The sequence below is a fragment of the Sphingomonadaceae bacterium OTU29LAMAA1 genome, assembly GCA_024072375.1.
Lineage (GTDB): Bacteria > Pseudomonadota > Alphaproteobacteria > Sphingomonadales > Sphingomonadaceae > Sphingomonas.
Window position 1 is genome coordinate 519,090 of sequence record CP099617.1, and the last position, 13,318, is coordinate 532,407.

The 13,318-nt window shown below is 62.6% G+C and carries 10 protein-coding genes; 6 read left to right on the forward strand and 4 right to left on the reverse strand.

The window, feature by feature from the left end; genetic code table 11:
* Positions 1-96: 96 nt before the first annotated feature.
* The 5 genes from NF699_02785 to NF699_02805 all read left to right on the forward strand — a co-directional run bounded on the left by NF699_02785 (position 97) and on the right by NF699_02805 (position 4,626).
* Positions 97-1,083 (forward strand): alpha/beta hydrolase, encoded by a 987-nt coding sequence (locus NF699_02785; GenBank protein ID USU05644.1) that lies wholly within the window; start codon positions 97-99, stop codon positions 1,081-1,083.
* Between the two features lie 180 nt (positions 1,084-1,263).
* Positions 1,264-1,980: an IS6 family transposase gene (locus NF699_02790; GenBank protein USU05645.1), complete on the forward strand. Its 717-nt coding sequence runs from the start codon at positions 1,264-1,266 to the stop codon at positions 1,978-1,980.
* 202 nt (positions 1,981-2,182) lie between these two features.
* Positions 2,183-2,587 carry a DUF305 domain-containing protein gene (locus NF699_02795; GenBank protein ID USU05646.1) on the forward strand — a complete coding sequence of 135 codons (405 nt, stop codon included), beginning with the start codon at positions 2,183-2,185 and terminating at the stop codon, positions 2,585-2,587.
* Position 2,588: 1 nt separating this feature from the next.
* The gene (locus tag NF699_02800) at positions 2,589-4,115 is read left to right on the forward strand and encodes a YncE family protein (GenBank protein ID USU05647.1); all 1,527 of its coding nucleotides are present in this window, start codon (positions 2,589-2,591) and stop codon (positions 4,113-4,115) included.
* Between the two features lie 19 nt (positions 4,116-4,134).
* Positions 4,135-4,626 carry an RNA polymerase sigma factor gene (locus NF699_02805; protein USU05648.1) on the forward strand — a complete coding sequence of 164 codons (492 nt, stop codon included), beginning with the start codon at positions 4,135-4,137 and terminating at the stop codon, positions 4,624-4,626.
* A gap of 887 nt (positions 4,627-5,513) precedes the next feature.
* Here NF699_02805 and NF699_02810 read toward each other — a convergent pair.
* Positions 5,514-6,266, reverse strand: a complete 753-nt coding sequence (locus NF699_02810) for an SDR family oxidoreductase (protein USU05649.1) — start codon at positions 6,264-6,266, stop codon at positions 5,514-5,516.
* A gap of 115 nt (positions 6,267-6,381) precedes the next feature.
* Here NF699_02810 and NF699_02815 point away from each other — a divergent pair, with 115 nt between their 5' ends.
* On the forward strand, positions 6,382-7,284 hold the full coding sequence (locus NF699_02815) for a LysR substrate-binding domain-containing protein (GenBank protein USU05650.1): 903 nt from the start codon (positions 6,382-6,384) through the stop codon (positions 7,282-7,284).
* Between the two features lie 470 nt (positions 7,285-7,754).
* Here NF699_02815 and NF699_02820 read toward each other — a convergent pair whose 3' ends face one another.
* Genes NF699_02820 through NF699_02830 form a run of 3 tightly spaced genes read right to left on the reverse strand, consistent with a single transcriptional unit; the run spans position 7,755 to position 13,259 of the window.
* On the reverse strand, positions 7,755-8,726 hold the full coding sequence (locus tag NF699_02820; GenBank protein ID USU05651.1) for an SGNH/GDSL hydrolase family protein: 972 nt from the start codon (positions 8,724-8,726) through the stop codon (positions 7,755-7,757).
* An 11-nt stretch (positions 8,727-8,737) separates the two neighbouring features.
* Positions 8,738-11,902, reverse strand: a complete 3,165-nt coding sequence (locus tag NF699_02825) for a TonB-dependent receptor (protein USU05652.1) — start codon at positions 11,900-11,902, stop codon at positions 8,738-8,740.
* A 1-nt stretch (position 11,903) separates the two neighbouring features.
* On the reverse strand, positions 11,904-13,259 hold the full coding sequence (locus NF699_02830; protein ID USU05653.1) for a dicarboxylate/amino acid:cation symporter: 1,356 nt from the start codon (positions 13,257-13,259) through the stop codon (positions 11,904-11,906).
* Positions 13,260-13,318 lie beyond the last annotated feature (59 nt).

Consider the following 13,318-nt stretch of genomic DNA (forward strand, 5'->3'; position numbering starts at 1 on the left):
GAAAGTGTAAGCACATCCAGGCTCGGCAATGAGCCACGAACCGGGCGGTTCTTACAATTGGACTGCCACCATCGAAATCGTTGGGAGCGTATCGACATGAATGACCATAAGGGGGGTGTCGCGGTGCAGGGCCGTGTCATTCCCTTTCCTTCTTCAATCAGCATCGAGGCGCGCGACAATCTGGCTCGGATGGTCGACGAGAACGGCGTTCCGTTGAACGCGCGTTATGCGATGCCACTCCCCAGCGACCACGCAAGCTGGACGAGAATCAAGGCTGCCGCGGATGCGCAGTATTCGGCGACGATAAAGGGGCTCGCAGGCACACTGGAAGCCGGCATCGAGACCGTCCGAAGCGGTGACGCCACCATCCATGTCGCGACACCCGTCTCATCAGTCGAGCCGGAAAGCGCCTACATAGACTTTCACGGTGGCGCCTTGGTGTTCGGAGGCGGCGAGGCGTGTCGCGCGCAGGCCTCCATGCAGGCCAACCAGCATGGGGTGCTCTGCTACGGCGTCGATTACCGGATGCCGCCCGAGCACCCCTACCCGGCCGCGCTCGATGACGCATTGATGGCCTACCGCTATGTTCTGGAGCGCCATGCGCCATCGCGGATCGTCATCGGCGGACGATCCGCGGGCGGCAATCTAGCGGCAGCGGTGCTGTTGCGGGCGAAGGACGAAGGCCTTCCGCTGCCGGCGGGACTGGTTCTGCTCTCCCCTGAGGTCGACCTGACAGAGTCAGGCGACAGCTTTCACGTCAATGAGACGGTGGATGTCGTGCTGCCCGGCTCGCTCATCCGGGCCAACGAACTGTATGCCTGCGGGGCCGACCTGTCGCATCCGTACTTGTCGCCCCTGTTCGGTGATTTGACCGGATTTCCACCTGCCTTTATCCAGTCGGGCACCCGTGACCTGTTCCTGTCCAACGCGGTCCGTTTGCACCGCGCGCTGCGCCGAGCGGAAGTGGAAGCCGAACTACACGTCTTCGAGGCCATGCCGCACGGCGGATTTCTGGGGAACACGCCGGAGGATCGCGAGCTGGCGGCGGAAGTGTCTCGGTTCGTCGCAGCTCGATGGTCGTGACGCACTTCGCCAAAGCTCGATCGGGAGCGGTATGGTTGCAACGAAAGGCGTTGCCCGTCGCGGCCGCGTCGTCATCTGATGCCTGACGAGCAACACCACCGCGACGATGCACCATTAGATCCGGGGGCTCCGTCAAATAAAATGCACCGGCTGGTAAGGAGGGCAGGGTAGGGGCGTGACATGCCCCGTCCGCGCAAGCCTGCATCGCCATTCCGCTACTTCAACTCGTCGCCGGAGGTGATCCGGCTGGTGGTGCTGATGTACGTGCGCTTTCCCCTCTCGCTGCGGAACGTGGAGGATCTGCTGTTCGAGCGCGGGATCGACATCTGCCACGAGACGGTCAGGCTGTGGTGGAACAGGTTTGGTCCGCTGTTCGCAGGCGACATTCGCCGTCAGCGGGTCAGCCGCATGCGGGGCTTTCGCCACTGGCGCTGGCACCTGGACGAGATGTACGTGAAGCTGAACGGCGAGATGGTCTACCTGTGGCGAGCGGTCGACCATGAGGGTGAGGTGTTGGAAAGCTACGTCACCAAGACCCGCGACAAGGCTGCCGCCCTTACTTTTATGAAGAAGGCGCTCAAACGGCACGGTTCACCCGACGGCATCACCACTGATGGCTTGCGCAGCTACGGCGCCGCGATGAACGAGCTGGGCAATCGCGATAAGCAGGAGGTGGGGCGCTGGGCCAACAACCGGGTGGAGAACTCGCACCTGCCGTTCCGACGACGAGAGCGGGCGATGCTAAGGTTCCGGCAGATGAAGACGCTGCAGAAGTTCGCCTCTGTTCACGCCAACGTCCACAACCACTTCAGCCTCGAGCGCCACCTTATCGATCGACAGACCTACCGGGAACGACGCTCCGCCGCACTGGCGGAGTGGCAGGTGCTCGCCAGCTAAGCTGCGACCTTCAAAGACCCGGGTGCATCGTCTGGAGACCAGTTCGCCTTAGACTGACAGCACCCTGGAAACAGATGTTAGTGCAGGCAGGTGAGTCCGATCAGAATCTCCATCCTCCGGGCGATCATAAATTTTCAACGCTCGCTGGAATAAAGTCTGAGCCAGCATCGTCACTGCGTTGATCCTTTTATCGGAGGCATCGATGCCAGCCACCCGCCGCCTATTGCACCTACTTCTTGCCCCAGCATTAGCGTTCGGCGCGGAGACCGCCTTTGCCACGATCGCAGATACAGAGCAGCCATACCTCGTAGAGATGAATGCCGCCATGGACCGGATGATGAAGGCCATGATGGTCAGCCCAACAGGTGATGTTGATGCCGACTTCGTGACCATGATGCAGCCGCATCACCAAGGTGCCATCGATATGGCGGTCGCGGAACTTCGCTACGGCAAGAACGAGCAGCTCAAGCGGATCGCACAGGAGATCATCGTCGATCAGCAGCAGGAGATTGCGGCCATGCGCCTCGCGCTCGGTCAGCCGCTGCCGCCATCGCAAGCTGTCCCGACGCAGCAAGGCTCTACGCCCCATGCCCATAAGGAGCACTGACATGAATCGTTTTATCCCGGTGGCGGCCCTGCTTGCTAGTTCCGCTGGTGCGCAGACGGCTCTCTGGGCAGCGCCCGCTTCGATCGAAGCGCCCGTCGTTGACGACCAGCCTCAGACCACGGCGCGGGCTGATACGGCAGGCTCTCAAAAAGTTCAGGCACCCTGGAGCCGCAAGGACGTGCCGACCAGCGGCCGGGACCGGGTCTACGCGGCTGAGCAGTTCTCAAATACACTGTCTGTCACCGACCCGTCGACCAATACGCTTATTGGCGTGATCAAGCTCGGCGATCCGCAGCCTGGCAACTTCAGTCCGCTCTACAAGGGGCAGGTGCTTGTTCACGGATTGGGTTTCTCGCCCGATGGTAAAACGCTCGCGGTCGTTTCGATCGGCTCTAACTCCGTGACCTGGATCGACACGGCAACGAATGCGGTCAAGCACACCACGTACATCGGTCGCAGCCCCCACGAGGCTTTCTTCACGCCGGACGGCAAGGAAGTCTGGGTGACGGTACGCGGTGAGGATTACATCTCCGTGCTGGACCCGATGACCTATGAAGAGACGGGGCGCATCAAGACGCCTGGTGGGCCCGGCATGACGATCTTCTCGCCGGACGGAAAATACGGCTATGTGTGCTCGTCCTTCAATCCCGAACTCGTCGTGTTTGATGTGGCGACCCACAAGGAAGCGGGCCGTGTCCAGCAGCCCAGCCCCTTCTGCCCGAACATTTCTGCCAGTCCCGATGGCAAGCAGGTCTGGTTTACGCTGAAGGACGTCGGCAAGACCGTAGCCTTCGATGCCAAACCTCCCTTCTCCGTTCTCAAGGTGATCGACACAGGTCCGATCACCAACCACGTCAACTTTGCGGTGACGCCGAAGGGGCAATTTGCCTATGTGACCGTCGGCGGCCTTAACCTCGTGAAGGTTTTCCGCACCAGGGACTTCGCACAAGTTGCAACCGTGCCTGTCGGTAAGCTACCGCACGGCATCTGGCCGTCCGGCGACGGCTCGCGGATCTATGTCGGACTCGAGAACGACGATAAACTCGCGGTTATCGACACGGCAAAAAACCGCGTCACAAGCATGGTGCCAATCGGTCAGGCGCCACAGGCAATCGCCTATGTGCCTAATGCAGTGCCAGATGGTTCGGGCACTGCAAATCTTCAGCCTCTCGGCAAGGCTGGTAACGCCACGCATCTGACACTCGCGCCACGCGGCGATGCGAATGTCAGCCCGACGAGCGTCACCCTGTTCGACCAGGGATTGATCCAGATTCTGCAAGGCTCCGTGACCGGCCTGGCGCCCAAGCACGGCTATGTCCTTGCCCTTTCTGACCATGCCGATGGATCGGGCGCTTTGGAACCGCTTGCCAAGTTCACGACCAATCCTGCAGGTTCGGCCATCGTCAACGTGTCAGGACCAATCCGGCAAATTGTCACGGCTTCGACGCCCGCCGAGAGGCGCTGGCTCGTCGTTGCGGAGAATAACGAGGATATGCCCGGCACTGTGCTTCAGGTGCAGCAGGACTGAGATGGACGAGCGGGCTGCTATGATCGAACCGCTGATCCCCGGCCTGCGTCGCTACGCTCGAGCGTGGCTACGCGACGCCAGTCTGGCGGACGATCTCGTTCAGGACTGCCTCGAGCGCGCGGTCGCTTCCTGGCGCCGGAGACACGGCGATGCGGTGCGTCCGTGGCTCTATGCAATCTTGCACAATCTGCTCGTCGATTACAGCCGGCGTACGGCACGGCGTGGAACGCCCGTTCCCATCGACGCAGCGGATGGACCTGCGCTGTCGATTGCGCCCGAGCAGGCTGCGGGTATCGAGTATAGCGACCTGATGCGCAGCCTTGATACCCTACCTCCTGATCAACGTGCCGCAATCCTGCTCGTGTCGGTCGAGGACCTCTCCTATGCCGATGCGGCTGCCGTTCTGGGCGTGGCGATCGGCACGCTGATGTCGCGATTGTCTCGCGGCCGGGATCGCCTCGCAGCGCAGATCGGCCTTGGTGAGCGGCCGAAGCTGCGGAGGGTGAAATGACGGCCCCCATCGGTGAGGATGACCTCATGGCGTGGGTAGATGGCCGACTGCCTCCTGAGCGAGATCCGCTCGTCGATGCCTACCTTGCTGAGCATCCTGACGTTGCAGGCCGACTTCGTCTGCAAAGGCAGCAAAGAGGCACACTTTCTGTTGCTTTCTCTGCGGTCTCATCCGAACCGATCCCATCTGCCATGCGAGTGGATGCTATTACGGCTCGTCGTCGTAGTGGCCCTCAGTGGTGGCATGCAGCGGCCGCGGCACTCCTGTTGGCCATAGGTTTCGGTGGCGGATGGGGGCTGCGTACCACCACTCTTCCGCCACAGGCGGGAATCGGAGCGCTCGCTCAGGAGGCAACATACAGCTACCGGGTGTATGCCTCCGACATGCAGCGCGGTGCTGAGATCGGACCGGACGACAGACTGCAGTTGATCAGTTGGGCGTCGCAGCGGATTGGCAGCCGCGTTGCCATACCGGACCTCCTGTCAGCCGGCTATCGCTTTGCTGGCGGCCGTCTCGTCGCCACGCCACACGGGCCGGCCGTCATGCTTCTATACGCAGGACCCGCGAACACCCGACTCGCCGTACTCAGCCGTCCAATGGAAATCGACAAGGCTGCGGGAATGACCCCCAGCGAGGAAGGTGACATCAACCGCGTAACTTGGGCTGACCGAGGGATCGGTTACAGTATCGTCGCGCCACGCTCGCCTGAGGATTTACGACCTGTGGCTGAAACCATCCGCCGGCAGATACTTCGTGTGTGAGGACGCGAACTGACCGACCCCAGCCGCCGGGCCAACTTTCTGTCCTTAGCCGGGTCAAGGCTGATGGCATCACAACCAAGCTTCTGCCGGCCGCCTGCGGCTGAGACGACCGGCAGCACCGGAGCATCAGATTTGTGTGTGACCACCGTCAACGAAAAGTTCGATGCCATTAACGAAGCTGGCGTCATCCGATGCGAGGAACAGCACCGCCCTGGCGATCTCGTCTGGCTGACCGACACGACCAGCTGGTATCTGCGTGGCCAAAAAATCCTTGATGCCTTGCGCTTGATCGCCGTTGCCGAAAACTTCGTTCAAGCCGGCAGTTTCGGTCGGCCCAGGGCTGACCACGTTCACGCGGATACGACGATCCTTAAGATCGAGAATCCAGTTGCGAGCGAAGTTGCGCACGGCGGCCTTGCTCGCCCCGTATACGCTAAAGGCCGGAGTGCCAGATGCGCCAGCGGTCGAACCCGTTAGGACGATCGACGCGCCGTCTTTCAGCAGTGGCAATGCCTTTTGAACCGTAAAGAGTACGCCCTTTACGTTGGTGTCGAAAGTTGTGTCGAACTGCTCTTCAGTGATCTGGCCGAGCGGGAGCATGGTCCCACCCCCTGCGTTGGCGAAGATCACATCAATTTGAGCATGCTGCTGCTGAACCGCGTCGTAGAGGCGGTCAATGTCGACGAGTTTCGTCATGTCCCCCTGCACCCCAGTGACACGCCCGCCGATCTGCTTCACCGCGGCATCGAGCACGTCTTGGCGGCGGCCGGTGACGAACACGCGAGCACCTTCGCCAGAGAAGGCTTTGGCAGCCGCCAGCCCGATGCCGCTCGTCCCGCCAGTGACTACCACCACCTTGTTGTTGAACCGGTCCGTCATTGTCTGTCTCCTTCATCGTGGCGGCGCAGCGCCGTTGCCCCGCTTAAATGCGGTCGGAACGATCGTGCTTGTAGCTGACAAATTCGGCACGTACCGTTCCACTGGGGGAACGCTGATGCGAACAGACCTGAATGATCTGGCATACTTCGCCGAAGTGGTATCGCACGGCGGGTTTGCGGCAGCGGGGCGCGCCTTGCACGAGCCCAAGTCCAAGCTCAGCCGTCGCGTCGCGGGCTTGGAGGAACGGCTCGGCCTGCGACTGATCGAACGGTCGAGTCGTCGCTTCCGCGTCACCGAAACTGGCCAAGCCTTCTACGAACGCTGCCGTGCGATGCTGGCGGAGGCCGAACAGGCTGAGGCTCTTGTTATGCAGGCGCAAGCCGAGCCGCACGGCCGCATCCGGTTCAGCTGTCCGACCGGCATGATCGAGCCAGTCTCTGGGATTGTTGCCATGTTCCTCGCCAGATATCCCAAGGTTCGTCTTCAGCTCGTCGCTACCGACCGCGCCGTCGATCTTATCGAGGAGCGGATCGATCTGGCGCTGCGCGTCCGGTCATCGCTGAACAGCGATGCCGCACTCACGATGCGTTCGCTTGGCACCTCTACGCGCATACTGGTGGCGAGCCCGCAGATCGCCAGCCAAGTGACGGAGTTGGAAAAGATGAACACCCTGCCGTTGCTGGCCACCAACGACGAGGCGGATGAGGTAGAGTGGCATCTGGAGACAGAAGATGGCCGCCGCCATACGCTGCGGGCTATTCCCCGCCTCGGCTGCGCTGATCTGACGGCCGTGCGGCGAGCAGCTGTTTTCGGTTTGGGTGTTGCGATTTTGCCCGATCGGGTGTGCCGCAACGCGATCGCGGACGGTAGCTTAGTGCACGTTCTTCCGGAGTGGCGCGGTCTGCAAGGGGTCGTCCACCTAGTCTTTACGACCCGGCGTGGATTGGCTCCTGCGGTGCGAGCTCTGATCGATCACCTAGCAACGCACTTTCCGCGCCATGCTCTTGCAAGTCGGTGACGCTAAGCCGAAAGTGGGCCGGGTAGCTTTTCAAAAGTGGAAGGCGCCAGGAACTGCGTTCCAAAAGTTCTTTATGCTTTCTTTCAACTGACCTTAGTTCGCGATGATCGGTCAGCCGAGGCCAATCCATCGCTTAGGCCCTTTGAGCGGGCGCGCGCCACTGATGGCCACGCGCGACCTATGTCAAACGCGACGACCTGATGAGCATTGGCGGTGGCGGCAACAAGCTCCGAAGCTCGCTACGATACTTTCATCACGACGGGGGCGCGGCAATCGTTTCATGCGCGCTTGAGCGCAGCTGCCGCGGCACCAGCGGAGATCGCCCGCGAGATGGTCCTAAACGAAACCGTTTCGCGCGGCGACCCGACGTCTAAATACCGTGTCGAATTTGCGGTCGGTGAAGTGGTGTATGCGTCCGGGACGCAATCGTGTCGACCAATTTACTACGCATTCGATCACCGCCGCTGAGCCTAGACTGGTTCCCTTGCTAATTGATCGGAGGCAACTTTCTGAAGCTGCACTGCTTCTTCAGGCGAGATGCCGATGCTGTCCGCGGCGGCTTCGTCCTTGCCAAAAGACGTCGGATCGATGCCGGTAATGCGCCCGAAGACCACCAGTGCCTCCAGATAGTAGCCGTGAACGCTCGCGTGGTAGTGGTCGTACGTCCATAGATCCATCTGCCCGAAGGCGCGGCCGTCGTACGGGTTCGGATCCGCCACGCCGGTTGTCATCGCTCGGCTCCACGCTTCCCCGACCGGTAGGACGCCCGTGACCCCCGGCGTCCGCGCCTTGGCGGTTTCCGATGCGGCGCGCAGGTCGGCAGCCATCGCGGTCACCGGCTTTCCGTACCAGTGTCCCTTGGACAGATACGTCTCGTCGGCCCGCGTCCACGTCGACATGAGATGGACCTGGACGCCGGGATTGCGCGACCTGAACAGCTCCGTCAGCCTACCGACGTCGCGAACGTAGTTGGTCGGGTCGCCGGGCTGCTCGCGATTGAGCGTGCTCAGCTCCTGAAGGACAACGACGTCCCACGCCCGATCGAAGAGCTGGCGCCTCTGCGAATAGTGGAACCCCAGCGTCTTGCCCCCCTGCGTCTCGAGGCTGACGGCGTAGTTGAGGCCCTTCTGTCTCGCCAGGGTGGCAAAGAGCGACGGGACGCCGCCATAGCCTGCACCATTGAGGTCGGTGACGTACTCCGGGTGCCAGTTGCGCACGCCGGAATGCGCGCCCTGCGTGAAGCTGTTGCCCACGAACAGGATCGTGCGCACCGGCTGCGTCGAGGGCGGCGGGATCTGCCGCGCCGTTTCTGCGGAGGTCGGCGGCGGGGTCCCCGCGACCGCCGGCCGACCGGCGGGAGAGACGGGCGGCGCCCCCTCCTGCGCAGCAGCCGGAGCGGCGGCCAGCAGGAGGAGCGGGAGGATCACATGTGACTTGGGCATTGTTCTCGTCCTCAGAAGCGCTTGCCGACGCTCAGATACCAATAGCGCCCGTATGGAACGTAGAGCGACCCGAGATATCCATCGGCGGTGATCGGCGGCTGCTTGTCGAAGATGTTCCTTGCGCCGATCCGGAAGCGGGTGTCGTCCATGGCACCACCCTTCACCCGGTACTGCGCATAGAGGTTGAAGGTCGTCGTTCCCTTGACCACGAACGGATTGCCGTTGGTATCGAGGAAGTTGGTGTCATTCACGTCGCCGATGTAGTTGGCGAACGCGCCGACCTGCACCTGCGACAGCGACCACGTCAGTGATCCGGTGACGCGCCATTTCGGCCGTCCGCGGTCCTTGATCAGGTTGGTCGCGTCGGTGAGCGGCGTCGCAGCGTTGATCTGACCGGCCGCACGCGCGTCGAACAGCGCCTGTACGCCCGGAGGCGTCTCGCGGCTGAACTTGGTGAGGCGCGCGCCGTTGATGTTGAGGTCGAACTTACCGATAGCCGTACGCACGTTGTAGATGAGAGCAAGATCGACGCCCTGAACCGTCTGGGGCAGCAGGTTCGTGAATTGGTCGTTGATCTGAGTGACAGCGCCCACCGGGGCAAGGCCCGTTCCGGTGAACAGCGGGGTGTCGTCGGCCGTCGCAGCTGCACGCACAACGTTGGGGTTGCTCGAACCCTGAAGGCGCAGGAGATAGTCCAGCACCAGCGCGTTCTGTGGCCCGAACTGGCCGACGATGCCGACCTGCTTGATCGACCAGAAGTCGGCGGTGAGCGTCAGCTTGCCGTACTTGCGCGGAAGGAACTTGGGTTCGAGCACCGTACCCAACGTGTAGTTGGTGCTGTTCTCCGGCTTCAGGTCACGATTACCGCTGACGAAGATCGAGTAGCTGATCCCTCTCGCGCAAGCCGAGTACGTCGCGATGCGACCGGCGCGCAGATCGGCCTCGCACCGGTAGTAGTCGGTGTTCGAGCCGAGACGGGAATACTGGACGGTGTTGACCTGCTCCAGGTTGGGTGCGCGGAAGCCTTTGGAGTAGCTGCCTCGCAGCCTGAGACCGTCCACCAAATCCCATGCGGCCGCGATCTTCGGCTTCGCCACCGATCCGAAGTCGCTGTAATGCTCGTACCTGCCGGCCAGCTGCACATCGATGCGTCGGATAAGCGGAATGCCCATCTCCGGCGACACGACGGGGACGGCAAGCTCCCCGAACGCAGAGAACACGTCGCGACTGCCCTTGGTGCTGGGCGTTGGGCTGACTGCTGCGACGTTGGAAAGGTTCCTTTCACCGGCGACCGCATCGGTGAACGTGATGCTGCCGTTTAGATTGGGATCGCGGATATCCTCCTGCGACTCATGACGAGCCTCGACGCCCAGAGCTATTCCGAGACCACCTGCCGGAAGCGCGATGAGGTTGGCGTTGCTGAGTTTAAAGTCGCCGAGCGTTAGCGTCGTGCGGTCCTTCCGCTTCAGTCGGAAGCGGATAGCATCGATGGTGGATTGGCTTGCCGGTGAACAGTCGCCGATCGACGGCGTCACCGAGCATCCGCCCGAAAAGGGATTGTAGGCGTCCGGAGTGGAGAGTGCGAGACTGCGCTGCAGCGCCGTCATGTTGATCGCATCGGACGTGTCCGTCGCCTCCGCCACCGAATACAGGATGGCGGAGTCGAAGTCGAAGCTGCCGATCTTGCCCTTCACGCCGCCGAGGAACCTCGCCTGCGTGTTGGTGACGTCAACTCTCTGCAGTCCGGCGTCGACGAAGCGGTAGGTCGATAGTCGAACGGGCAGACCGGCTGCGGGCACGTTGGTGAGGCCGGGGATACGGTTCGGGTTAAGCGATCCATCCGCGAAGCGCGTCGGCCCGAACGGGCTCCAGTAGTTCGTGGACGGGATGACGATGGAGTTGAGGTTGATCGTGGCGGGCTGCAGCCGTTGGGTCTCGGCGCGGTAGTAGCCGAGTTCGGTATACAGGGTCAGGCGATCGGAAACGTCATAATGGCCGGTCAGGAAGGTGTTGTACCGGTTGAAAGACGGCGTGACGGTCGTACCCGTACGCGTGTCATAGCGCTCGTTGCGCAGCGTCGTCGCGGTCGCCCGCGTGCCTGTTCCGTAGCAAACATCCTGATTGATCGTGACGACGCAGCCTGGATTGGAAGCCGACTGCGTATGGAAGGCACCGGCCGACGAGGTGAGCGCGGTGGTCCCGCGTCGGATCGTGCCTGGACCACCCACCACCGCCAAGTTCGCCCAAGGAGACTGGGTCGCGCGCCCGTCGGGCGAGAGGCTGCTGGAGAACGCCGGATTGTCGGCGAAGTACGACAGCAGATTGTCCGTTGCGGTATACGGCTGATCGGACGAGCGCTGCGCAGTGCGACGCGTGTAGTCTAGGAAGACGGACACGTTGCCGCGGCCCTCCGCGAAGTCATGGCCGGCGGTGCCGGTCAGCTGCAGCTCCTTGCGGTTCGTACCTTCGGCGAACCCGAAGCGGTAATCCAGCGAGGCGCCGTCGAAGTTCGTCTTGGTGACGGTGTTGACCACGCCTGCGACAGCGTCCGTGCCGTAGATGGCCGCTGCACCATCGCGCAGGATCTCCAGGCGCTCGATACCGGCAACGGGCAGCGAGTTGGCATTGTATCCAAGGACGGGAACGTTGCCGTCGCCCGCCTGGCTCGTCGGATGCTGCACCAGTCGGCGACCGTTCAGGAGAACGAGGGTGTTGCCGACGCCGAGATTGCGCAGGTTGATGGAGTTCACGTCACCGCGGGCCGCGTTGCTGGTCTGCGCGTTGTTCGCCTCGTTGAAGGTGACGTCTCCAGCCTGTGGAATGCTTCGGAAGAGTTCGTCGCCGGAAACCGCCCCGGTGGCGTCGATCTGCGCGGAGTCGATCACCGACACGGGGAGGGCGGCGGTAGCGCTCGCACCCTTGATCTGAGAACCGACGACGACGATGTCGGCATCGGCCTGCGGCGCCCGTTCGGCGGTGCCCGACGTCGTGTCATCCTGCGGCGTCGCGTTCTCCATTCCCGGCACCGCATCGGCGAGCGGCTGCTGCTGCGGTGCGGCCGGAGTGGCCTGCGCCGGCGACGGCGAAGACTGCTGCGCGTGCGCGGACGTCGCGACGATGATCGCCATTGCAGCGGTGCCGGCGCGCAGGACGTGCCTGGTGCATCCCTTGATCATTTCACTCTCCCTGTACTGTGGTTATCGGCGCGGATCCGGCAGCCATGGCCACCGGTCCCCGCTCGTTGAGGGTTGCGTTGAGCAGCGGGAGGTCGAGCTTGCCCTCCCAGCGTGCCACGACGATCGCCGCGACCGCGTTGCCCACGAAGTTGGTGAGGCTGCGGCATTCGCTCATGAAGCGGTCCACACCCAGGATCAGCGCCATCCCGGCGACTGGAACCGAGGGAACGATGGACAATGTGGCGGCGAGCGTGATGAAACCGGCTCCGGTCACGCCGGCAGCCCCCTTCGACGAAAGCATGGCCACCCCGACCAGCAGCAGCTGATCGCCGATCGACAGGTCAACGCCGCATGCCTGCGCTATGAACAGCGCCGCCAGCGTCATGTAGATGTTGGTGCCGTCCAGATTGAACGAATAGCCGGTCGGCACCACCAATCCGACGACGCCGCGTTCGCAGCCGGCCGCCTCGAGCTTGCCGATCAGGTTCGGCAGCGCTGCCTCCGACGAGGAGGTTCCCAGCACGAGAAGCAGTTCGGCCTTGAGATAGACGATGAGGCGGATGACCGAGAAGCCATGGAGGCGCGCCACCACGCCGAGAACGCCGAGAACGAAGATCAACGACGTCAGGTAGAAGGTGGCTACCAGCCCCCCGAGGTTGACCAGGCTTCCCGCTCCATACTTGCCGACGGTGAAGGCGATCGCCCCGAACGCGCCGACTGGTGCGGCCCGCATGAGCAGGCCCACAATCCTGAACACCACCAGGTTGAGCCGCTCGATGACGTCGAGGATCGGCTCGGCCGGCTCCCCGACGAGGCTCAGGGCCACGCCGAACAGGATCGCGACGAACAACGTCTGAAGGATGGATCCGGCAGTCAGGGCCGACACGAGCGTGTCAGGAATGACGGCCATGAGGAAGCCGGTTATCGTCGTCTCGTGCGCCTTGCTCGCATAGTCGGCGACCGCGCCCGCATCGAGCGTCGCAGGATCGACGTTCATGCCCGCGCCCGGCTGCACCACGTTTCCGACGACGAGACCGATGATGAGCGCCAGCGTGGAGAAGAACAGGAAGTAACCGAACGCCTTGGCAGCGACCCGCCCGACCGTGCGGAGCTCACGAAGCCCCGCGATCCCACTCACCAGGGTGAGGAAGATGACCGGTGCGATGACCATCTTGACCAGCTTAATGAAACCGTCGCCGAGCGGCTTCAGCGCTTCGCCGGTCGCAGGCCAGAAATGTCCGACAACCGCCCCCAGAACGATGGCGAGCAGAACCTGCGCGTAGAGATGCTGATACCATCGCCTCGGCGCACCGCCGCGGCTCGCATGGATACCCGGATTCTGGGTTGCGACCTTCATATCCTCCCTTTCGCGCCCCTTGTGAACGAGGCTGCGTCGTGCATGCTAGGAGCGGGAAC